At 70.5% G+C, this 21,064-nt stretch carries 17 protein-coding genes; 10 read left to right on the top strand and 7 right to left on the bottom strand.

Going from position 1 to position 21,064, the window contains the following annotated elements:
• The first annotated feature begins 172 nt into the window (after nt 1–172).
• From PGH47_RS30155 to PGH47_RS30140, 4 genes are all read left to right on the top strand, one after another.
• Nucleotides 173–3,415, top strand: a complete 3,243-nt coding sequence (locus PGH47_RS30155; RefSeq protein WP_271665995.1) for a sensor histidine kinase — start codon at nt 173–175, stop codon at nt 3,413–3,415.
• A 10-nt stretch (nt 3,416–3,425) separates the two neighbouring features.
• A complete protein-coding gene (locus PGH47_RS30150) occupies nt 3,426–3,839 on the top strand; it encodes a roadblock/LC7 domain-containing protein (protein ID WP_030948713.1) in 414 nt (137 codons plus the stop codon).
• Nucleotides 3,840–3,933: 94 nt separating this feature from the next.
• On the top strand, nt 3,934–4,506 hold the full coding sequence (locus tag PGH47_RS30145; protein WP_030948717.1) for a DUF742 domain-containing protein: 573 nt from the start codon (nt 3,934–3,936) through the stop codon (nt 4,504–4,506).
• Complete coding sequence (locus PGH47_RS30140; RefSeq protein WP_026248371.1) at nt 4,487–5,068, top strand: GTP-binding protein; 582 nt, start codon at nt 4,487–4,489, stop codon at nt 5,066–5,068. Before PGH47_RS30145 ends, PGH47_RS30140 begins: the two co-directional genes overlap by 20 nt.
• A 247-nt stretch (nt 5,069–5,315) precedes the next feature.
• Here the strand turns inward: PGH47_RS30140 and PGH47_RS30135 are convergent, their stop codons facing one another.
• The 3 genes from PGH47_RS30135 to PGH47_RS30125 all read right to left on the bottom strand — a co-directional run bounded on the left by PGH47_RS30135 (nt 5,316) and on the right by PGH47_RS30125 (nt 9,604).
• A complete protein-coding gene (locus PGH47_RS30135; RefSeq protein WP_125524965.1) occupies nt 5,316–5,507 on the bottom strand; it encodes an acyl-CoA carboxylase subunit epsilon in 192 nt (63 codons plus the stop codon).
• Nucleotides 5,508–5,553: 46 nt separating this feature from the next.
• A complete protein-coding gene (locus PGH47_RS30130; RefSeq protein WP_030948724.1) occupies nt 5,554–7,137 on the bottom strand; it encodes an acyl-CoA carboxylase subunit beta in 1,584 nt (527 codons plus the stop codon).
• 154 nt (nt 7,138–7,291) lie between these two features.
• The gene (locus tag PGH47_RS30125; RefSeq protein WP_271665994.1) at nt 7,292–9,604 is read right to left on the bottom strand and encodes a polysaccharide lyase 8 family protein; all 2,313 of its coding nucleotides are present in this window, start codon (nt 9,602–9,604) and stop codon (nt 7,292–7,294) included.
• Between the two features lie 135 nt (nt 9,605–9,739).
• On the opposite strand from PGH47_RS30125, the gene PGH47_RS30120 reads away from it, so the two are divergent.
• Complete coding sequence (locus PGH47_RS30120) at nt 9,740–10,351, top strand: YceI family protein (protein ID WP_271665993.1); 612 nt, start codon at nt 9,740–9,742, stop codon at nt 10,349–10,351.
• A gap of 37 nt (nt 10,352–10,388) precedes the next feature.
• Here the strand turns inward: PGH47_RS30120 and PGH47_RS30115 are convergent, their stop codons facing one another.
• The gene (locus PGH47_RS30115) at nt 10,389–10,958 is read right to left on the bottom strand and encodes a YdeI/OmpD-associated family protein (protein ID WP_271665992.1); all 570 of its coding nucleotides are present in this window, start codon (nt 10,956–10,958) and stop codon (nt 10,389–10,391) included.
• 100 nt (nt 10,959–11,058) lie between these two features.
• Nucleotides 11,059–11,670, bottom strand: coding sequence for a TetR/AcrR family transcriptional regulator (locus PGH47_RS30110; RefSeq protein ID WP_271665991.1), 612 nt, complete (start codon nt 11,668–11,670; stop codon nt 11,059–11,061).
• A 73-nt stretch (nt 11,671–11,743) separates the two neighbouring features.
• Here PGH47_RS30110 and PGH47_RS30105 point away from each other — a divergent pair, with 73 nt between their 5' ends.
• The 4 genes from PGH47_RS30105 (at nt 11,744) to PGH47_RS30090 (ending at nt 15,370) form a co-directional block, all read left to right on the top strand.
• A complete protein-coding gene (locus tag PGH47_RS30105) occupies nt 11,744–12,763 on the top strand; it encodes a DMT family transporter (protein ID WP_271665990.1) in 1,020 nt (339 codons plus the stop codon).
• Between the two features lie 122 nt (nt 12,764–12,885).
• A complete protein-coding gene (locus tag PGH47_RS30100; RefSeq protein WP_271665989.1) occupies nt 12,886–14,064 on the top strand; it encodes a Cmx/CmrA family chloramphenicol efflux MFS transporter in 1,179 nt (392 codons plus the stop codon).
• 119 nt (nt 14,065–14,183) lie between these two features.
• Entirely contained in the window at nt 14,184–14,414 is a 231-nt protein-coding gene (locus tag PGH47_RS30095) for a hypothetical protein (RefSeq protein ID WP_271665988.1), read from the top strand.
• A 173-nt stretch (nt 14,415–14,587) separates the two neighbouring features.
• The gene (locus tag PGH47_RS30090; protein WP_125524974.1) at nt 14,588–15,370 is read left to right on the top strand and encodes a serine protease; all 783 of its coding nucleotides are present in this window, start codon (nt 14,588–14,590) and stop codon (nt 15,368–15,370) included.
• A 113-nt stretch (nt 15,371–15,483) separates the two neighbouring features.
• On the opposite strand, the gene PGH47_RS30085 is transcribed toward PGH47_RS30090, so the two are convergent.
• Nucleotides 15,484–16,830 carry a hypothetical protein gene (locus PGH47_RS30085; protein WP_271665987.1) on the bottom strand — a complete coding sequence of 449 codons (1,347 nt, stop codon included), beginning with the start codon at nt 16,828–16,830 and terminating at the stop codon, nt 15,484–15,486.
• Between the two features lie 458 nt (nt 16,831–17,288).
• Here PGH47_RS30085 and PGH47_RS30080 point away from each other — a divergent pair, with 458 nt between their 5' ends.
• Entirely contained in the window at nt 17,289–19,151 is a 1,863-nt protein-coding gene (locus PGH47_RS30080; RefSeq protein WP_271665986.1) for a lectin, read from the top strand.
• 65 nt (nt 19,152–19,216) lie between these two features.
• On the opposite strand, the gene cimA is transcribed toward PGH47_RS30080, so the two are convergent.
• Nucleotides 19,217–20,821, bottom strand: a complete 1,605-nt coding sequence (cimA, locus tag PGH47_RS30075; RefSeq protein ID WP_271665985.1) for a citramalate synthase — start codon at nt 20,819–20,821, stop codon at nt 19,217–19,219.
• Between the last annotated feature and the right edge of the window lie 243 nt (nt 20,822–21,064).

Here is a 21,064-nt window from a genome sequence, read left to right as displayed (position 1 = left end):
CGAAATCTGCTCCTTCCACTGTTTGGAAGAGCGCAGGCCGACGTGCTGGAATGCGAGAACTGCCCAATAGTCAAAGACGTACTCAGCAGTAGCACGTACTCGATGGCGACTGGGCTCTGAGACACAGCGGCACAACGATTGGTGCCGACCCCGCCGGAAGGTTGTTGGTCGAGTGAGGCGAAGCAAGAACAGTCCCGAGCCGTCGGCCCGGGGCAACTTCACCCCGCCGCCGCGCGGAGCGGCGCCCGCCCCTGTGCCCGGATCGGAACCGACGGCGGCGCCCGCCCCGAGCGGCGGCCGCCTCTCGCCGCGCAACTGGCGCGTGCCGACCCGGCTGAACGCGATCCTGCTCATACCCGTGATGGTCGGCCTCGTCATGGGCGGCTTCCAGGTGAAGAGCTCGATCGACACCTGGCAGGAGGCCGAGGACGCGGAGAACACCGCACGCCTGGTCGCCGCCGCCCTCACCTACGGCGACGCCCTCCTGGTCGAGCGCGACGTGTCCGCCGCTCCCCTGCTCCAGGGCAAGGGCGAGGACGACCCGACGGTCGTCAAGGTCCGCGCCGCGACCGACAAGGCCGCCGACGCCTTCGACGAAGCCGCCCAGAACATGCCGGACCGGGCAAACCTGGAGCGCCGTCTGGAGCGCTTCCGCGAGGTCGAGCCCGAGCTGACGGACCTGCGCGCCGCCGCCTACACCAACAAGCTCCAGGGCGTGGAGACCGAAGAGGGCTACGTCGAGGTCGAGCACCGTCTGCTCGAGTTCTCCAACGAGCTCGGCCTCGGCACCGGAAACATCACCAGCTACGGCCGTACCGTCTACGCCATCTCGCTGACCAAGGGCGCTCTCTCGCTGGAGCGCTCCATCGGCATGCACATGCTGGTCAAGCCGGGCCCCAAGGCCACGGACCTGTCCCGCCAGCGGATCGCCCTGTCCTCGTACGCCTACCTGGAGGGCATCGCCATCCAGGAGTACACCAGCGGTGGTACCGAGGAGGACAACCAGAAGCTGGTCGACGCCACCAAGGAGATCAAGGCCGAGGGTGCTGCGATGGCCAAGGCGGCCGCGCAGAAGAACCCCGACTACGTGGCGCCGCCGGCCGACCCGGTCAAGATGGTCGGAGCGCTGGCCCAGCTGAGCTCCACGGACACCAGTGAGCGCGCCGCGCTCGCCTCGCAGGGCATCACCGCCGAGAACTGGTGGGCGGTCAACACCCTCAAGTACAACGCCTACCGCGACATCGAGAACGACCTCGCCAACACCGCGGTGAACGAGGCCTCCGTCATCTCCGACGACGCCAAGCGCGACGCCCTGATCACCGGTGCCGCCGTCGTGGTCGCCCTGCTCGCCGCGTTCATCCTGGCCGGCATGGTGGCCCGGCAGATGTCCCGCTCGATGCGCCAGCTGCGCAACGCCGCCTTCGGCATCGCCGAGCAGCGTCTGCCGATGCTGGTCGACCAGCTCTCGCGCACCGACCCCGGCCGTGTCGACACCCGGGTCGCGCCCATCCCGATCAACACCCGGGACGAGATCGGCGAAGTCGCCCGCGCCTTCGACCAGGTCCACCGCGAGGCCGTCCGGCTCGCCGCCGAGCAGGCTCTGCTGCGGGGCAACATCAACGCGATCTTCACCAACCTGTCGCGCCGCAACCAGTCGCTGATCGAGGGCCAGCTGACCCTGATCACCGACCTGGAGAACAACGAGGCCGACCCGGACCAGCTGGAGAACCTCTTCAAGCTGGACCACCTCGCGACCCGTATGCGCCGCAACGGCGAGAACCTCCTCGTCCTCGCCGGCGAGGAGCCCGGCCGCCGCTGGGACCAGCCGGTCCCGCTGGTCGACGTCCTGCGCGCCGCCTCCTCCGAGGTGGAGCAGTACGAGCGCATCGAGCTCTCCGGCGTCCCGGAGGCCGAGATCCACGGCCGCGCCGTGACCGACCTCGTGCACCTGCTCGCCGAGCTGCTGGAGAACGCGACGACGTTCTCCTCCCCGCAGACCAAGGTTCGTGTGACCGCCACCCGTCTCCCCGACGGTCGGGTCATGATCGAGATCCACGACAAGGGCATCGGCCTCACCGCCGAGGACTTCGCGGACATCAACCACAAGCTGGCCAACCCGCCGACCGTCGACGCCGCGATATCCCAGCGCATGGGCCTGTTCGTGGTCGGCCGGCTGTCCGACCGGCACGGCATCCGTGTCCAGCTGCGCCCCTCCGGCGAGCAGGCCGGCACCACCTCGCTGGTCATGCTGCCGGACGCCATCACCCACGGTGGCGGCGGCGAGCAGCAGGCGCCGGTCGACGAGTTCACCGTCTCGCAGATCATCCCGGAGCAGCACTTCCAGGGTGAGAACTTCAACCAGCAGCCGATGCGTACGGCCGCCGAGCTCGGCTTCGACGACAGCCGCTACACCGAGGTCCCCGACGACCTGCGCGACCTGGACCCGGTCGGCCGCTCCCTGATGCGTGAGGAGCGCCGTGCGGCTCTGGAGGCCGAGATCCACGGCCCGGGCGAGACCCCGGAGCTGACCGCCTACGCGGACGACTTCCCGGCCCAGCCCGCCTACGGCAACGGCTCGAACGACTTCGGCGACCAGCGCGAGGGCTACGACCGGCAGCAGGCGTACGACGACCAGCAGCAGGGGTCGTACGACGAACAGCAGATGCCGTCGTACGACGAGCGGCAGCAGACGTACGACGACACGTACTACGCGCCGAACGGCGGCCTCCCGCGCAACGACACCTTCTCGTCCGGCGGCGGCTACCCCGAGCCCTCCTACGCGGAGCCCGCTCGTGAGGAGCCGGCGGCCCGTCCGTCCGCCCCGGATTCCTTCCCGGCCTTCGAGCAGCGGCGTCACCAGGACGACTGGCCGCAGCAGGACGGCTACCGCAACGGCTACCCGGACCAGTACGCTCCGCAGGCGGAATCCGCGCAGGCCGATGACGCAGGTGAGCGCGACCGCGTAGGCTTCGACCGTCCGGGAGCGGCCCCCGCCGCCGGCCACACGATGACCGACGCCGGGCTTCCGCGCCGCGGTGCTCCCGCGAACGGCAGCAACGGCGCACGGCCCGCGCGGCAGGAAGCGCCGACGCCGGCGCCCGTACCGGAGAACAACGGCGACGACTCCTGGCGCTCACAGAACGACGAGCGCTGGCAGCAGGCCTCGGCTCTTCGCAAGCCCAAGGCGGGCGGGGTCACCTCCTCCGGCCTGCCGCGGCGGGTACCCAAGGCCAATCTGGTCCAGGGAGCCGCCGAAGCCACCCCTCAGGGCGGCCCACAGGTCTCCCGCGCTCCCGAGGACGTCCGGGGCAGGCTGAGCAACCTGCGCCGGGGCGTCCAGCGGGGCCGCAGTGCGGGAAGTGAAACGAACGGCCAGGGCTTCGGTCCTGACAGCACCTACAACCAGGAGCGTTAGTGTGAGCCCGATGAGCCAGGCGGCACAGAACCTGAACTGGTTGATCACCAACTTCGTGGACAACACCCCCGGGGTGTCGCACACGGTGGTGGTCTCCGCCGACGGACTCCTTCTGGCGATGTCCGAAGGCTTTCCGCGCGACCGCGCCGACCAGCTCGCGGCCGTCGCCTCCGGTCTGACGTCTCTGACGGCAGGCGCCTCCCGCATCTTCGAGGGCGGCAGCGTGAACCAGACGGTTGTGGAGATGGAGCGGGGATTCCTCTTCCTGATGTCCATCTCCGACGGTTCCTCCCTCGCCGTGCTCGCACATCCCGAGGCGGACATCGGCCTCATTGGGTACGAGATGGCGCTTCTGGTCGACCGTGCCGGTACGGTCCTGACGCCGGATCTGCGTGCGGAGCTCCAAGGGAGCCTGCTCAACTAACAGACAGCGGTGCGTTTTGGCGTCCCGTGGCCGTAAGGTTTCGGGACGCGGCTCCACATGATGGGTGCCAGGCACAGTCGGAGGAGGAGAGAAAGTGGCAACACCCCCAGACGGTTCGTCATCGGGCAACTGGTCGTACGGCCCTGCCCAGGGCCAGAACGACGGTTCCCAGAACCGGTACAACTTCCCCTCCCAGCCGAGCCAGAGGCAGCCGTACGCGCCGCAGGGCCCCGGGCCCTCGCCGTACGACCAGCCCCCGGCACCGCGCATCCAGCCGGTGCAGCCGCAGCGACGCGCCCCTGAGCCGGCGCCCGCCGGGGCGTCGAACAACCCCCTGGTGCGCCCGTACGCCATGACCGGCGGCCGGACGCGCCCGCGCTACCAGCTCGCCATCGAGGCGCTGGTGCACACCACCGCGCAGCCGCATCAGATGCAGGGCCAGTTGCCCGAGCATCAGCGGATCTGCAACCTCTGCCGTGAGATCAAGTCGGTCGCCGAGGTCTCGGCCCTGCTGACGATCCCTCTCGGCGTGGCCAGGATCCTCGTCGCCGACTTGGCGGAGGCGGGACTGGTCGCGATCCATCAGCCCGGCGGCGACGAGAACGCCGGCGGCCAGCCAGACGTGACACTGCTCGAAAGGGTGCTCAGTGGACTTCGCAAGCTCTAGCGGCGGTCCTTCCCGCTCCACCACCTCCGCGAAGATTGTGGTGGCGGGCGGCTTCGGCGTGGGCAAGACCACGTTCGTCGGCGCCGTCTCGGAGATCAACCCGCTGCGCACAGAGGCCGTGATGACGTCAGCTTCGGCGGGCATCGACGACCTCACTCACACCGGGGACAAGACGACCACCACGGTCGCCATGGACTTCGGACGCATCACCCTGGACCAGGACCTGATCCTGTACCTCTTCGGTACGCCCGGTCAGGACCGCTTCTGGTTCATGTGGGACGACCTGGTACGCGGCGCCATCGGCGCGATCGTCCTGGTGGACACCCGACGTCTCGCCGACTGCTTCCCCGCGGTCGACTACTTCGAGAATTCGGGTCTCCCCTTCGTGATCGCACTGAACGGCTTCGACGGCAACCAGCCGTACAACCCGGACGAGGTACGTGAGGCCCTCCAGATCGGCCCCGACACCCCGATCATCACGACCGACGCCCGCCACCGCGCGGACGCGAAGTCGGCCCTGATCACCCTGGTCGAACACGCCTTGATGGCCCGCCTGCGCTAGCGGCCTCCCTCTCCGGCCCGTTTCGGTTGCGGCCCTCGTTCCTCCTGCGGGAGGGACGGGGGCCGTTCGCCGTTCGTGGGCGGGACCGTCCGGCGCGCTCGAAGCCCTCTCTGCGGGCCGACCTGACGGGCCGTGAGGAAATGGGCCGCGAGTGCTGCGGGATACGCGTGGAGGCCCCTCTGCGGGCGGGACGCACCACGGCCCCGCTCTCCCTCGGGGAGAGCGGGGCCGTGGTCACAAGCAGAAGTCAGCGCCAGCTGTGCGGGGCGCGGAAGCCCGGCTCGCGTTCCAGGCGGCGCCAGCCCGCCTTCGGGCGGCCTCGGTGGGTCGGCGCGGCGGTGGGCCGGGCGGCGGCGCGGGCCAGGAGGATCGCCGTGATGGCGGCGACTTCCTCGGGCTCGGCGTGGCCCTTCTCGACGCGGATATCAGGGAGGTTCATGGGTGTCAGTCTCCGTGAGAGAGGTTTCCGCAGCGGTACCGGTGGGTTACTGCGGGGGGTTGCCGTGCTTGCGGGACGGCAGGTCGGCGTGCTTGGTGTGCAGCATCGCCAGGGAGCGGACCAGGACTTCGCGGGTCTCGGCGGGGTCGATCACGTCGTCCACCAGGCCGCGCTCGGCCGCGTAGTACGGGTGCATGAGCTCGGACTTGTACTCCTTGACCATGCGCGCCCGCATGACCTCGGGGTCCTCGGCCTCGGCGATCTGCCGACGGAAGATGACGTTGGCGGCGCCTTCCGCGCCCATCACGGCGATCTCGTTGGTCGGCCACGCATAGGTGAGGTCCGCACCGATGGACTGGCTGTCCATGACGATGTAGGCACCTCCGTACGCCTTGCGCAGGATGAGCGAGATCCGCGGCACCGTCGCGTTGCAGTAGGCGTAGAGGAGCTTCGCGCCGTGCCGGATGATGCCGCCGTGCTCCTGGTCGACACCGGGAAGGAACCCGGGGACGTCCAGGAAGGTGACGATCGGAATGTTAAAAGCGTCACACATCTGGACAAAGCGCGCAGCTTTTTCCGACGCCTCGATGTCCAGGACACCCGCGAGGGACTGCGGCTGGTTGGCCACGATGCCGACGACCTGGCCGTCGAGCCGGGCGAGGGCGCAGATGATGTTGCGCGCCCAGCGCTCGTGGACCTCGAGGTACTCGCCGTCGTCGACGATCTCCTCGATGACCTTGGCCATGTCGTAGGGACGGTTGCCGTCCGCCGGGACCAGGTCGAGGAGCACCTCGCTGCGGCGGTCGGGCGCGTCCGTGGACTCCGCGCGGGGCGGGTTCTCACGGTTGTTCTGCGGGAGGAGCGAGAGGAGGTAGCGGACCTCCGCGATGCACGTCTCCTCGTCGTCGTACGCGAAGTGGCAGACGCCGGAGGTCTCGGCGTGCACGTCGGCGCCGCCCAGGCCGTTCTGGGTGATCTCCTCGCCCGTCACCGCCTTGACCACGTCCGGGCCGGTGATGAACATCTGCGAGGTCTCGCGGACCATGAACACGAAGTCCGTGAGGGCCGGCGAGTACGCCGCGCCGCCCGCGCAGGGGCCGAGCATGACCGAGATCTGCGGGATGACGCCGGACGCCTTGGTGTTGCGCTGGAAGATGCCGCCGTAGCCGGCGAGCGCCGAGACGCCCTCCTGGATACGGGCGCCTGCGCCGTCGTTGAGGGAGACCAGCGGCGCACCGGCCGCGATGGCCATGTCCATGATCTTGTGGATCTTCGTGGCGTGGGCCTCGCCCAGCGCGCCGCCGAAGATCCGGAAGTCGTGCGCGTACACGAAGACCGTGCGGCCCTCGACCGTGCCCCAGCCGGTGATGACACCGTCGGTGAACGGCTTCTTGGCCTCCAGGCCGAACCCCTGGGCCCGGTGCCGGCGCAGCTGCTCGACCTCCCGGAAGGAACCCGGGTCCAGGAGCAGCTCGATGCGCTCCCGGGCGGTCAGCTTGCCCTTGGCGTGCTGCGCCGCGGTCGCCTTCTCGCTCGGGCCGGCCAGCGCCTGCGCACGGATCTCGTGCAGCTCGGCCGTCCGCCCGCGGGCGTCGATCGGCTCACCCGGTGCCTCATCCAAAACGGTCATGTAGTGACCTTACGAAGGACGCGCGCGAAAGCGAGCCGTTGACTCCGTACAGTCTCCGGACCCATTTCCTGGTGCCACTGAACAGAACCCTGACCGCATGCAGCCTTTCCGACTGCTCAGAGGGCGTCCGCGTTGTGGAGGTCGCACAAAGCCGTCACGCGAGAGCCACCTCACATCGATGGGTCGCACATACCATCCCCGGAGTGACGCGGACGCGCAGTCGGCGTCCTGTCGCGAGGATCTCGACCGACTCGTCCGCCCGCAGGATCCGTCGTACGGGATGGTCCCAGACGATCTCCAGCGGCTCGCCGGTGCGCGGCGGCTCGCTCACGCAGAGCGTAGCGGTACGGCCCCGGCGCCGGAGCAGCACACTCGCACCCGCGGAGGCGGTGAGGTCACCGGCCGTGCCCGGCTGCCAGAAGTTCGCGGCCGTCAGCCCCAGGGAGGGGACGCGGACCGCCTGGCAGCCGGCGTCGTTGGCGAGGACCGACAGCCATGTCCGGTCGGCGGCACGGGCGGCCACCTCCGCGCGGCGGGCGCCGGGCATGAGCAGATAGACGTAGGACGCGTCCGTCGGGTCGGTGCCGTGATCCAGCCACAGCGTCTGCCAGCGGCGGGTGCGGCGCTCGGTGGTGCTGGTGGTGTTGATGTCGGCCCAGGCTCCGGTGCGGTCCTCGCGCAGGGTGCGCAGTTCGCCGTACGGCACCACCCAGCCGCCGTGGCCCGCGAGGTGCGCCCAGCCGGGGCCGCGCAGCAGGGCCTGGGTGCCGCTCTCCCCCAGGTTGCGGTTGTCGACGACGGTCTCGACGGGCACGCCGTCCGTGCAGGTGATCCCGGCGCCCAGGCAGATCACGGCGTCCGCGGCGCAGAACCACGACTTGCGGGCCTCCAGGGTCGAGCCGAGTCCCTTCAGGTGCTGTCCGATCGCCGCGTACTCGTCGTCGGTGGTGCCGCCGACCCAGCGCACCGCGGGCTTGGGCGCACCCCACTCGCCGCCGGCCCGGTCGGGGAGGCGGCGGGTGGAGACGGTCGTGCCGGGGAGGCGGTACCAGTCGACGGTCGGCCAGTACCAGTCGGTGTACTGATCGCCGGGCCCGTCGGCCCACCAGGAGAGCATTCCGGCGCCGGTGTGCCAGCCGCGCGGGTTCTCGCCGTTGCCGCACTCGTAGTGGGCGATGCGGTCACTGGCCATGGCGATGTTCGCGACGAAGCGCGGGCGGCGGTGCACCGCCCGGTCCATCGCGGCGAAGAGGTGGTGGCCGACGGGTTCGGCGGCCGCGGGGACCGGTGACTCGGCGACGGCGTGCAGGCGGGCGAGGTCGGCGACGTCGAACTGACGAGCCGTCAAGATCGGTGTGACGGCGTCCCGTTGGATCCACCCCTTGATCCGGCCGTACCAGCGCTCGCGCTCCGCCGCGCTCGCGCCGTCCGCGAGCAGTGCGATCGCGGCGATGATGCCCTGCCCGTGGTAGTGGTCGCTGCGCATCACCTGCCGGTCGTCGCTCTTGAGGTAACCCCGGCTGATCGCACGGCCGTTGACGCCGTCCATCACCAGGCCGTCGTGGATGAGGGGCGCGTAGGCCCGCTCGACGCCGTCCAGGACGATCTGCCGGTTCGGGTCGGTCACCTCCCACTCGGATCCGGCGAGCAGCGCGAAGAGCCGGCCGAGGCCGTCGAGGAGGACCTGGCCGTAGGTGCCGGAGTAGGCGACCCAGGTGTGCTGGACGAAGGAGCCGTCGGCGTAGAGGCCGTCGCCCTTGGTGACGTACGGGAAGACCGGGGAGAGCGCGTCCCGGGCGAGTGCGATCTTCGCCGGGGCGCGGCCGAGGATGCCGCGCAGGGCGACGCTGCGGCACAGGTCGACGCGGTTGGCGCCGGTGGAGGTGCCGGAGTAGTCGGTGAGCATCGCGTCGGGGATGAAGTGGTCGACGGCCGCACAGGCAGCCGCGACGCGGGCGTCGCCGAGGTGGTCGTACAGCGCCGCCGTGATGTCGGTCAGCAGGCGGGGGCTGCCGATCTGCCACTCCCACCAGTTGCCGTAGCGGGTGGTGGAGGGGTTGTAGACGGTGGAGGAGAGGTGGTCGAGGCCGCGCAGGATGTCGGCGAGGAGGCCGGGGTCGGCGGTGGAGCCGGTGCCCTGCCGGCCGTATGCCTGGGTCATCGTCCACAGGCGGCCGTAGCTCTGGGTGATGCCGGCGGGTGGGTCGAAGGGGTGACCGGGCCACAGGGAGTCCGGGGCGGGGGCCATCGTGGCGCGGAAGCCGCGCGCGAGGGTGCCGGTCTCCGCGAGCCGGGAGGCGTACGGCTCGATCGCCGGGTCGTAGCCGGTGCCGAGGGCGATGTCGAGCCAGCGCCGGCGGAGCGCGTCGTAGGGGTCGGCGTCGGCGCGGGCAGCGGTTCCGGCGGCCTGGGCGAGGGTCGCGGTGAGGGCGGCGGCGTACAGGAAGGCACGGCGCGACGGAGTCATGTCCATGACCTATCACGTGACGGCGAGTAACTCCACAGACACACCCCAGAAGATGTTGAAAGCTGAACGGAATAGGTCTACGGTGGTTCGCGTTGAGTAGTTCAAGATTCAACATCACCTCCCGAGGAGCACACCATGGGCATCTTCAACCGCAAGGACACGGCCGAGACCGCCACCGCGACCGCTGCCGCCGCCGTCAGCCCCGACCTGGCCGCGCTGACCGGTGAGTACACGATCGACCCGGCGCACTCCACGATCGGCTTCGTCGCGCGGCACGCCATGGTCACCAACGTCAAGGGCAAATTCCTCGACTTCAGCGGCTCGCTGCACCTGGACGGCAGCGACCCCTCGGCGTCGACCGCGTCCCTCGACATCAAGATGGAGAGCATCGACACCGGCTCCGCGGACCGTGACGGCCACCTCAAGAGCGCGGACTTCTTCAAGATCGAGGAGTTCCCGACGATGACCTTCCGCTCCACCAAGGCGGAGGCCCTCGGCGGCGACGACTACCGCATCACCGGCGACCTGGAGATCCTCGGCACCACCAAGTCGATCACCATCGACCTGGAGTTCAACGGCGCCGCGAAGGACCCGTTCGGCAACGAGCGCGTCGGCTTCGAGGGCAAGGCGGAGATCCTGCGCTCCGAGTGGGGCCTGACCTGGAACGCCGCGCTGGAGACGGGCGGCGTGCTGGTCTCCGACAAGATCAAGCTGAACTTCGACATCTCGGCGATCCGGAACGCGTGACGCCACGCACCCCTCGAAGCGCCGGTGAGCAGCAAGCTCACCGGCGCTTCGCCATTTCCCGCACGATCGCGGCGACCCGGGCCGCCCGGCCGCGCTCGGTCCGGGCCTGTAGGAGGCCGAGCATGACCTGGTAGCGCTCGGACCTGCCCAGCTTCCCGAAGGCCGCCCCGGCGCGGGGGTTCTCCGCCAGCGCCGCCGCGAGCTCGGGCGGGACCTCCGCGACGGCCTGCGACTCGTACGCACCCGCCCACCGGCCGTCCGCCTTCGCCGCCGCCACCTCGGCGAGGCCCGCCGGACGCATCCGGCCCTCGGCCACGAGTTCCGCCACCCGCCGCACATTGACCATCGACCAGACGCTGCCGGGCCGGCGCGGAGTGATCCGCTGGAGGTAGGCAGAGCCGTCGAGCCCCTTGCGCTGCCCCGTGATCCAGCCGTGGCACAGGGCCACGTCGTTCACCTCGGCGGCGGTGACGGAGGGGATCCCGGAGTCCTTCCTGGCGACCTTGATCCATAGGCCGGGGTGCGGGGCGGGGTGGCCGGCCAGCCAGCTGTCGAGGGCCTCTGCGGACTCGAAGGCGAGGGGCTGGGTGCCGTCGGAGGAGGTCATGAGGGCACGTTAGGCGGGAAAGAGGTCGGATCCTGTCCTGGTTCGGGCCTCGCACGGCATGGGAATCGGGCGTGTACGGCATTCGGCAGGCCGTACGACCTCAGGCTCCGGCCGTCACGGCGTCGAGCAGGGCCGCCGCCTCGTCGCGGGCGTGTGCCACGGGATCCGGGAACACGTTCAGGCCGTGGGCCACGAGGGCTCCCTCGTGCAGCAGCATCAGCGTCCGGCCCAGACGCTCGGCGTCGGCCGGGGCGATGTCCCGCGCCAGGCCGGTGAACAGCGCGAGCATCCACTCCTTCTGCCCGGCGATGACCGGGAACGCGGGGTGGGTCGGGTCGCTGATCTCGGCGTGCGCGTTGACCATGCTGCACCCCTTGGCGCCGAACCGCGCCGACCAGGCGCGGGAGGCGTCGAACACCGCCAGGACGCGTGCTCGCGGTGTCGCGTGCGCCGCGTCGAGCCGGTCGTCGAGGTACTGCGCGAGGAAGGCCCGCCAACGCTCGTCCCGGCCGGCCAGGTACTCCACGACGATCCGCTCCTTGGAGCCGAAGCGGTCGTAGAGGGTCTTCTTGGTCACCCCCGCCTCCGCGGCGATGAGGTCCACGCCGACGGCGTGGATGCCGCGCTCGTAGAACAGCCGCTCGGCGGCCTCCAGGACGCGCCGCGCGGCGCGCGTCATCGTCACCCGCTGCGGCTGCTCTGCGATACCCATGCCGGAAAGTATACCGATCTGTATAGTCGAAGGCAGAGCCGGATATACCGATCTGTCTACTGGATGTGGTCTCGTGAACGCCCTGCTCTCGATCGCGTTCGTCCTGTGCTGGAGCTCCGGGTTCATCGGGGCGAAACTCGGCGCGGGCAGCGCCGCCGCGGTCACGGTCCTGATGTGGCGGTTCCTGCCGCTCGCCGTGATCCTGCTCGTCGTCGCCGCCACCCTGGGCCGCGCGTCCTGGCGAGGGCTCGCCGCGCGGGACGTCGTACGGCAGGCCGCGATCGGTGTGCTGTCGCAGAGCGGCTATCTGCTGACCGTCTACTACGCCATCCAGCTCGGCGTCTCCAGCGGCACCACGGCCCTCATCGACGGTGTCCAGCCGCTCGTCGCCGGGGCGCTGGCCGGGCCGCTGCTGGGGCAGTACGTCTCACGTCGGCAGTGGCTCGGTCTGTGTCTGGGGGTGGCCGGCGTCGCGCTCGTCACCACGGCCGACGCCATGGCCGCGAACGGTGTCGCCGCGTGGGCCTATCTCGTCCCGTTCCTCGGCATGTTCTCGCTGGTGGCGGCCACGTTCCTGGAGAGCCGCTCGCCTACCCGGGTCGCGCCCGGGGTGGCGCTGACCGTGCACTGCGCGACCAGTGCCGTGCTGTTCACGGTGTTCGCCGTGGGGGCGGGAGCGGCGGCGCCGCCCGCCGAGGCCGGGTTCTGGGCGGCGGTCGGCTGGCTCGTGGTGCTGTCCACCTTCGGCGGGTACGGGCTGTACTGGCTCATCCTGCGCCGCTCCGGGGTGACCAAGGTCAACGCGCTCATGTTCCTCATGGCTCCGGTCACGGCGGTGTGGGGTGCGGTGATGTTCGGTGAGGCGTTCGGTGTGCAGACCGGCCTCGGCCTGGCCGTCGGCCTCGCGGCCGTCGCCGTCGTACAGCGCGACGGCCGCGGGGCCCGGCTGGAGAGCGGTGACGACCCGCGGAAAACCGGTCGCCGCTCACTGAAAACCGGTCGCTCGCCGCTCCCGGATCCGCATAGCCTGCCTGCGTGTCCAGCCCCGAAGCCTCAAGACTCCGGCCACCGGCTCTCCGGTGGCTGCTCGTGACGTCGGCCTGACGAGCGTTCGCGCTCGCCCTCGGGCCCGCCCGCTTCCGGGCTCACTCCGCCACCGGACGGCCGCTTCGACGTGCCGTTTTCGACCTCGCCTTCGGGTTGCGGAGTTTCTTCATGCCGTTCGCTCTCTTTCTGCTGGGCGTCGCCGTGTTCGCACAGGGGACGTCCGAATTCATGCTGTCCGGGCTTGTGCCGGACATCGCCCGGGACCTGGGGGTCTCCGTGCCCTCGGCCGGGGCGCTCACCTCGGCCTTCGCCCTGGGAATGGTGGCCGGGGCGCCGCTCATGGCCGGGCTCGCGCGGCTCTGGTCGCGGCGGGGCGCGTTGCTGGGGTTCCTGGCGGTGTTCCTCGCCGTCCATGTCGTGGGGGCGGTGACCGACAGCTTCACCGTGCTGGTCGCCACCCGCGTCGTCGGAGCGCTGGCCAACGCCGGGTTCCTGGCCGTCGCGCTCGTCACGGCCGTAGGGATGGTCGGGCCTGAGGCCGGGGGGCGGGCCACGTCCACCCTGCTCGGCGGGGTCACGCTGGCGTGCGTCGCGGGTGTCCCGGCAGGGGCGCTGCTCGGTCAACTCTGGGGCTGGCGCGCCGCGTTCTGGGCCGTCGCGTTGCTGTCCCTGCCCGCCGTGGTGGCCGTGGCGCGGTCCGTTCCCGCGGGCGCGGCCGACTCGGAGCGTCCCTCGCTGCGCGCCGAACTGCGGTCGCTGCGCGACCCACGGCTCGGCGTCGCCCTGCTCCTGGGCGCCCTCGTGAACGGGGCGACCTTCTGCACCTTCACCTATCTCGCGCCCCTGGTCACGCAGGTGACGGGGCTGGGAAGCGGGTGGGTGCCCGTCGTGCTCGCGCTGTTCGGTGCGGGGTCGTTCGTGGGGGTCACCGTCGGCGGGCGCCTCGCCGACCGCCGCCCCGGGGCTGTCCTGACCGGCGGCGGCGCCCTCTGCCTCGGATGGGCCGCCTTCGCACTCGCCGCCGGGACACCGGCCGTTGCACTTGGGCTCGTCCTCGTGCAGGGGGCCCTGTCCTTCGGCGTCGGCTCCACGCTGATCTCCCAGGCGCTGCGCGCCGCGTCCGACGCCCCCACCCTGTCCGGCGGCTTCGCGACGGCGGCCCTCAACGTCGGTGCGGCGCTGGGGCCCTGGCTCGGCGGTACGGCGATCGGGGCGGGCCTCGGGTACAGGTCACCGGTGTGGGTCAGCGCCGCGCTGGTCGCGGTGGCGCTGCTGACGGCCGGCCTGGCCGCACGGCGAAATCGGCGCGCGCCCGGATGCCGCACTCGGGCATCATCGTCGGCATGACCGCCACGTCCCGCCCGGGTCCCGCATGGCTCGCCATCGCCTCGTACGAGTTCGAGAAGGGGAGCCTCCACCCCCTGGCCGCCGTGCGCGCATGACTGCGTGAGCGCGGCATCGACTGGATGCCGTTCACCGCGGGCGAGGTCCGCTGGGATCGCGTGTGCGCGCCCGGGACCGACGGGCACTGGCGTGCGTGGATCACCGTCCATGTCGACGCCGGTGCCCTCCGGCTGCTCGGACTGCACCCCGAGCAGCCGACCTCCGTCGTCAACGGCCCCTCCCCGCCGGGCTGGTGGCATGCCGCCGGGGAGCGGTACGCGCGACCGGGCCCGGGCGGGCACCCCCGTGCCTGAACGGGGGGTGGCCGGATTTTGCCCCTTGTGGTGGCAGTCACAGGATTCCCATAATCCAGCAAAGGAATTGACCGAGGCATGCCAGCAAATCATCACTCCCCGTTTGGCATGCTCTCGACATTTCCGTGCTCTCTCCACGTTCGTATGTCCAACCCCCCACGGAAGGCATCACGTTGAAGAAGCTCCTCACCGCGCTCAAGAGATGCGCGGCCCTCGGCGCCGCCGCTCTCGCGATCGTCAGCCTTCAGCCCGTCTCGGCCGCGCAGGCCGCCGACTCCCGTGTCGTCGGCGGAACCCGTGCCACGCAGGGCGAGTTCCCGTTCATGGTCCGGCTCTCCATGGGCTGTGGCGGCGCGCTCTACACCCAGCAGATCGTGCTCACCGCCGCGCACTGCGTGGGCGCGACCGGCGCCAACACCTCCATCACCGCCACCGCGGGCGTCGTGGACCTCCAGTCCACCAGCGGCCGGGTGCAGGTCCGCTCCACGTACGTGTACCGGGCCCCCGGCTACAACGGCGACGGCAAGGACTGGGCGCTGATCAAGCTCGCCCAGCCGATCAACCTGCCGACGCTGAAGATCGCCACGACGACGCAGTACAACACCGGCACCTTCACCGTCGCCGGCTGGGGCGCGGCCACCGAGGGCGGCGCCCAGCAGCGCTACATGCTCAAGGCCAACGTGCCGTTCGTCAGCGACGCCCAGTGCCGCTCCTACAGCGGCTACAGCGGCCTCATCGCGAACGAGGAGATCTGTGCCGGTCTGCCCTCGGGTGGCGTCGACACCTGTCAGGGCGACTCCGGCGGCCCGATGTTCCGCCGCGACGCGAGCAACGCCTGGATCCAGGTCGGCATCGTCAGCTGGGGCATAGGCTGCGCCCGCCCCAACGCCCCCGGTGTCTACACGGAGGTCTCCACCTTCGCCTCCGCCATCGCCTCGGCGGCGTCCTCGCTCTGACCTCGCAGCACCGCTGAACCACCACTGATACGGGCCCGGTGTCCTCGGACGCCGGGCCCGTGCCGTACGGTCCCGGTCCGCCGCCTCCTCAGAGGTCCCGGTCCGCCGCCGCCTCAGAATCCCCCGCCGAAGTCCCCGCCGCCACCGAAGTCCCCGCCCCCGAATCCCCCGCCGTCGAAGCCGCCGAAGTCTCCGCTGTCGAAGTCGGCGCCGGAGACGTCGCCGCCCTCGTAGCCGCCGTAGCCGTAGCCCGCGCCGTAGTCGGCCGCGTAGGACGGGGTGGCCATCATGGAGCCGAGCAGGGTGCCGACGAGCAGGCCGGGCAGGAGGCCGCCGCCGAAGTAACCGCCGGCCCAGGGGCCGTAGGCGGGTCCGGCCTCCCAGTACGGGCGGCGGCCCTGCTCGGTGTCGACCTCGCGGACCACGGGGTCGCGGCCCTCGGACAGCCGGGTGCGGTCGGCCGCACAGACCGGGACCTCGCGGCTGGTGCCGCCGGGCGGCGTCCAGGTCTCGTCGGCCACGGACGGGCCGTGCCGCGGATCGAAGAAGCACGGCGGCCGGCGTTCCGGCAGCGGCCGGTGCTCCCGGCGGGCGGCCAGCTGGGTGAGGGAGAACCTGCCGTCGTCCAGGGCCTGGGTGACCGCCTTGACGTCCTCCGGTCTGCGGGCGGAGTCCATCAGCCGTTTCGCCTGGTCGTAGGAGTCCAGGGCCCGCTCGTAGTCCGCGCGCATCGCGTCGTCGGCGCCGGGCTCCGCCGGATGGAAGTCCAGGCGGTCCAGTTCCTCGCCGAACGCGGTGATGTCCTCGTCGACCACGACCCGCAGCTTCTCCAGCGCCGCCCGCTGTTCCGCCTCGTGGCGCTTGCGGTTGCGCCGGACCAGGGCGTACGCGCCCGCGCCGCCCGCCAGCACCACCGCGCCCACCGCGATCAGACCGCTGACGTCGACGCCCGCGCCGCCGCCGTCGCTCCAGCTCGCCGGCGCGGTGCCGCGCACGTTGCGCAGCGCGGAGTCGACGAAGTCGTTCAGCTGGGCCTTGGGGTCACCGGCCGACTGCACCGAGGCGACCAGGTTGTCCACGGACTGCCGGGACATCACCGACGCGTCGGCAGCCGCGTCGAAGCGGTCGCCGACGCGGACGCCGTACAGGCCGGTGATGCCGGTCTCCGTACGGAGGTTCAGCAGCAGGTTCTGCGTCGGCTGATCTGCCGGGAGGACGGCGACGAAGACCGGTTTGTCGGCGTCCTCGATCTTGTCGGCGAGCGCCTCGGCGTCCGTCGACGACAACTGGTCCGAGGCCGCGGGGTCCACGTACACGGGACCGTCGCGCAGCGCCTCGGCGACCTGCGAAAGGTCCGTGGCCGCATGTGCGCCGGGCGCGCCTGCCGTGAGCACCGCGAGTGCGGCGGCGGCCGGCACGATCAGCGAGCGCATGAGGCCCCGGAAGAGCGGAGTCCTCATACTCTCGACGCTACCTGATGGCCCGGGCAAAGGCGCCGGTCCCGGTGGCTGGAACCCACCGGGACCGGCAGCCGCACGGCATCCCGCCGCGTGCCGTACGGCGGCTCAGGCCGCGCGGTACGCCGTCCGTGCGAGAGGTGAACGCGGTAAAGGGCGGGCCGGTCATGGGCGGGCTCTGCGAAGGCGAGGTGGTGGAGACGAGCTGGGCGGTGCTTCGCATGGAACGTCCCTCGTCTCTCATGGTCCGCCTATGACTTACCTCACGACTTGAGTTAACTGGGGACATCGTCTGCCGTCAAGACTTCACGTCAGAACCGGTACGCCCTGGAGTCCTGGCCGGATCAATGGCCTTGTCCCTTCATCTCATGAACGCGCGACCTCTTGACGCGTACACGAAGCCGTCATTTACTCACGCCTCGCATGCCCCACCACCCCCACCTGAAGAAGGGCTGCGCTCCATGAGGAGATCCACTCGGACGCTCGGGCTGCTTGTCGCCGGGCTCCTCACCACCGCCGGTTTCTCGGCGGCCACGCCCGCGCAGGCCGCGGGCGAGCAGGTCACCGCCTGGCTCACCACGACGGACGACTCCGGCGGCCGCCATGTGGTCCGCGGGCTCCAGCAGCAGACGCCGTTCGCCTTCCAGGCGGGCTCCGGCGGCAGCGGCGAGAACATCACCGTCGACGAGAACACCCGCTATCAGACCTTCACCGGCGGCGGCGCGTCCTTCACGGACACCGCGGCCTGGCTGATGGACGGCAGCGGTGCGCTGTCGCAGGCCACGAAGGACGACACGATGCGCAAGCTGTTCTCCCCGACGGAGGGCATCGGGCTGTCGTTCCTGCGCAACCCCATGGGCGGCTCGGACCTCGCACGCTTCGGCTACACCTACGACGACGTGCCGGCCGGGCAGACCGATCCGGACCTGTCCGAGTTCTCGATCGCACACGACCTCCAGGACGTCGTGCCGCTGACAAAGCAGGCGCGTCAGCTCAATCCGCAGCTCACCGTGATGGCCTCGCCGTGGACGGCGCCGGCCTGGATGAAGGACAACGGGCAGCTCAACGGCGGCTGGCTGAAGGCGGAGCACTACGGGGCGTACGCCTCGTACTTCGTGAAGTACGCGCAGGCCTATCAGGCCCAGGGCGTTCCGATCGCATACGTCAGCGCGCAGAACGAGCCGACCTGCTGCGCGGGCTATCCGTCGATGAGCTGGAACGCGAGCGGACTCGCGTACTTCACCAAGAACGAGCTGCTGCCCAAGCTCCAGGCGGCCGGGCTGTCCACCAAGGTGCTGGCGCACGACTGGAACTGGGACACCTACGACGCCTACGCCGCGCAGACGGTCGACGACGCGGCGGTGCGCAACCACCCGAACTTCGGCGGGATCGCCTGGCACGGGTACGGCGGTGACGTGGCCAAGCAGACCCAGGTGCACAACCAGTACCCGCAGCTGGACGCCTTCGGTACCGAGCACTCGGGTGGCACCTGGATCGCCAACCAGCAGCGCGAGGACATGATGAACATCATCGACTACACCCGGAACTGGGCGAAGTCGGTGACGAAGTGGTCGCTCGCGGTGGACCAGAACCGGGGGCCGCACAACGGGGGCTGCGGGACCTGCGACGGGCTGATCACCGTGCACAACGGGGACTCTCGGCACGGACAGGTGGACTACACCGTCGAGTACTACACGATGGGCCATCTGACGAAGTTCGTGAAGCCGGGTGCGCAGCGGGTCGCGTCCACGGCGTCGTCGTCGGTGCCGAACGTGGCATGGCGCAATCCTGACGGGTCGAAGGCGCTGATCGCGTACAACGACGCGTCGACCGCCAAGACGGTGACGATCAACTGGGGTTCACAGCACGCGACTTACTCGCTGCCGGGCAAGACGTCGGCGACCTTCACCTGGGCGGGTACGCAGACCGAGGGGCCGTCGCAGTCGGGCGCGCTGGTGGGTCTCGCGGGCAAGTGCCTTGACGTGGCGGGCGGTTCGGCCGCCAACGGGACGGCTGTGCAGCTCTACGACTGCAACGGCTCCACGGCCCAGCGGTGGACCGTGCAGGCGGACGGGGCGGTGCGGGCGCTGGGCAAGTGCCTGGACGTCACTTCCGGCTCGACCGCGGACGGGGCGAAGGTCCAGCTGTACGACTGCAACGGCTCGGGTGCGCAAGCGTGGTCGTACAACGCCTCCACCGGGGACGTGGTCAACCGTGCCGCGAACAAGTGCCTGGACGTGACCGGCAACTCCTCGGCGAACGGTTCCCGCGCGCAGATCTGGAGCTGCACCGGGGCCGCGAACCAGAAGTGGCGTCTTCAGTAGCACGTCCCCTTGCGCCGTCGGCGGCTGCGGGACCGCAGCCGCCGTACGCGTGTGTCCGTGTGTCCCTATTCCGCCGGAGTCACGCCTGCGCGCAGCAGGCCGTAGGTGTAGGCGTCCTCCAGGGCCTGCCAGGACGCGGCGATGACGTTTTCGGCCACGCCCACCGTGGACCATTCGCCCGCTCCGTCGGACGTGGAGATCAGCACCCGGGTCGTGGACTGGGTGCCGTGCACGCCCTCCAGGATGCGGACCTTGTAGTCGACGAGGTCCAGCTTGGCGAGCTGGGGGTAGATCTTTTCGAGGGCCACTCGGAGCGCGCGGTCGAGGGCGTTGACCGGGCCGTTGCCCTCGGCCGTGGCGACGATGCGCTCGCCCTTGGCGAAGAGCTTGACCGTGGCCTCGTTGGCGTGGCTGCCGTCGGGGCGGTCCTCGACGATCGCTCGCCACGACTCGACCTGGAAGTAGCTGAGCGGCTTGCCCTCGACCTCGGTGCGCAGCAGGAGTTCGAAGCTCGCGTCGGCCGCCTCGTAGGTGTAGCCCTTGAGCTCGCGCTCCTTCACGCGCTCGACCACCCGGCCGACCAGTTCGCGGTCGCCGCCGAGGTCGATGCCGAGCTCCTTGCCCTTGAGCTCGATCGAGGCGCGGCCGGCCATGTCGGAGACCAGCATCCGCATGGTGTTGCCGACCTGCTCGGGGTCGATGTGCTGGTAGAGGTCCGGGTCGACCTTGATCGCGGAGGCGTGCAGTCCGGCCTTGTGCGCGAAGGCGGAGACGCCGACGTAGGGCTGGTGGGTGGAGGGGGTGAGGTTCACGACCTCGGCGATGGCGTGGGAGATCCTCGTCATCTCGCGCAGCCGGCCGTCGGGGAGGACCTTCTTGCCGTACTTGAGCTCCAGGGCCGCCACGACCGGGAAGAGGTTGGCGTTGCCGACGCGCTCACCGTAGCCGTTGGCGGTGCACTGCACGTGGGTCGCGCCCGCGTCGACCGCGGCGAGGGTGTTGGCGACCGCGCAGCCCGTGTCGTCCTGGGTGTGGATGCCGAGCCGGGCGCCGGTGTCGGCGAGGACGGTGGAGACGACGGCCTGGATCTGGGCGGGGAGCATGCCGCCGTTGGTGTCGCAGAGGATCACGACGTCCGCGCCGGCCTCCGACGCCGTACGGACGACGGCTTTCGCGTACTCGGGGTTGGCGCGGTAGCCGTCGAAGAAGTGCTCGCAGTCGATGAAGACCCGGCGGCCCTGGGCGCGCAGGTAGGACACCGTGTCGCGGACCATCTCCAGGTTCTCGTCCAGGGTCGTTCGCAGGGCCAGCTCGACGTGGCGGTCGTGCGACTTCGCGACCAGGGTGATCACCGGGGCGCCGGACTCCAGCAGCGCGTTGACCTGCGGGTCCTCGGACGCCTTGCCGCCCGCTCGCCGGGTGGCGCCGAAGGCGACCAGCTGGGCGTTCTTGAAGTCGATCTCCTGCTGGGCGCGGGCGAAGAACTCGGTGTCGCGCGGGTTGGCGCCGGGCCAGCCGCCCTCGATGAAGCCCACACCGAACTCGTCCAGGTGCCGTGCGATGGCCAGCTTGTCCGCGACGGTGAGGTTGATGCCCTCCCGCTGCGCGCCGTCGCGCAGGGTGGTGTCGAAGACGTGGAACGAATCGTCGAGCTCGCTGGTTGCGGTCATGGTGTCAAGGCTCCTGCTGTTGGATCCCGTTGGATCGCGGTCTTTACCGGAATGACCGGCTCCACCGTCCTCCTATGATCCCTCGCGCTCTGCTCCCGGCTGAAGGTGGGCCAGAAAAGCGAAAAACCCCTCGCGGGTGCGAGAGGTCTGCGCGCGGGTCGAGGACGACGGTGTCCACCCGTACCTGGTCGTACGTGGTGGTCACTGCGGACCGGCGCGCCTGCTGCCAATAATCATGGCGAA

Source organism: Streptomyces sp. HUAS 31, assembly GCF_028198125.1.
Lineage (GTDB): Bacteria > Actinomycetota > Actinomycetes > Streptomycetales > Streptomycetaceae > Streptomyces > Streptomyces chartreusis.
The sequence above is the reverse complement of the archived record's forward strand: the minus strand, read 5'-3'. Positions and strand labels throughout refer to the sequence as shown.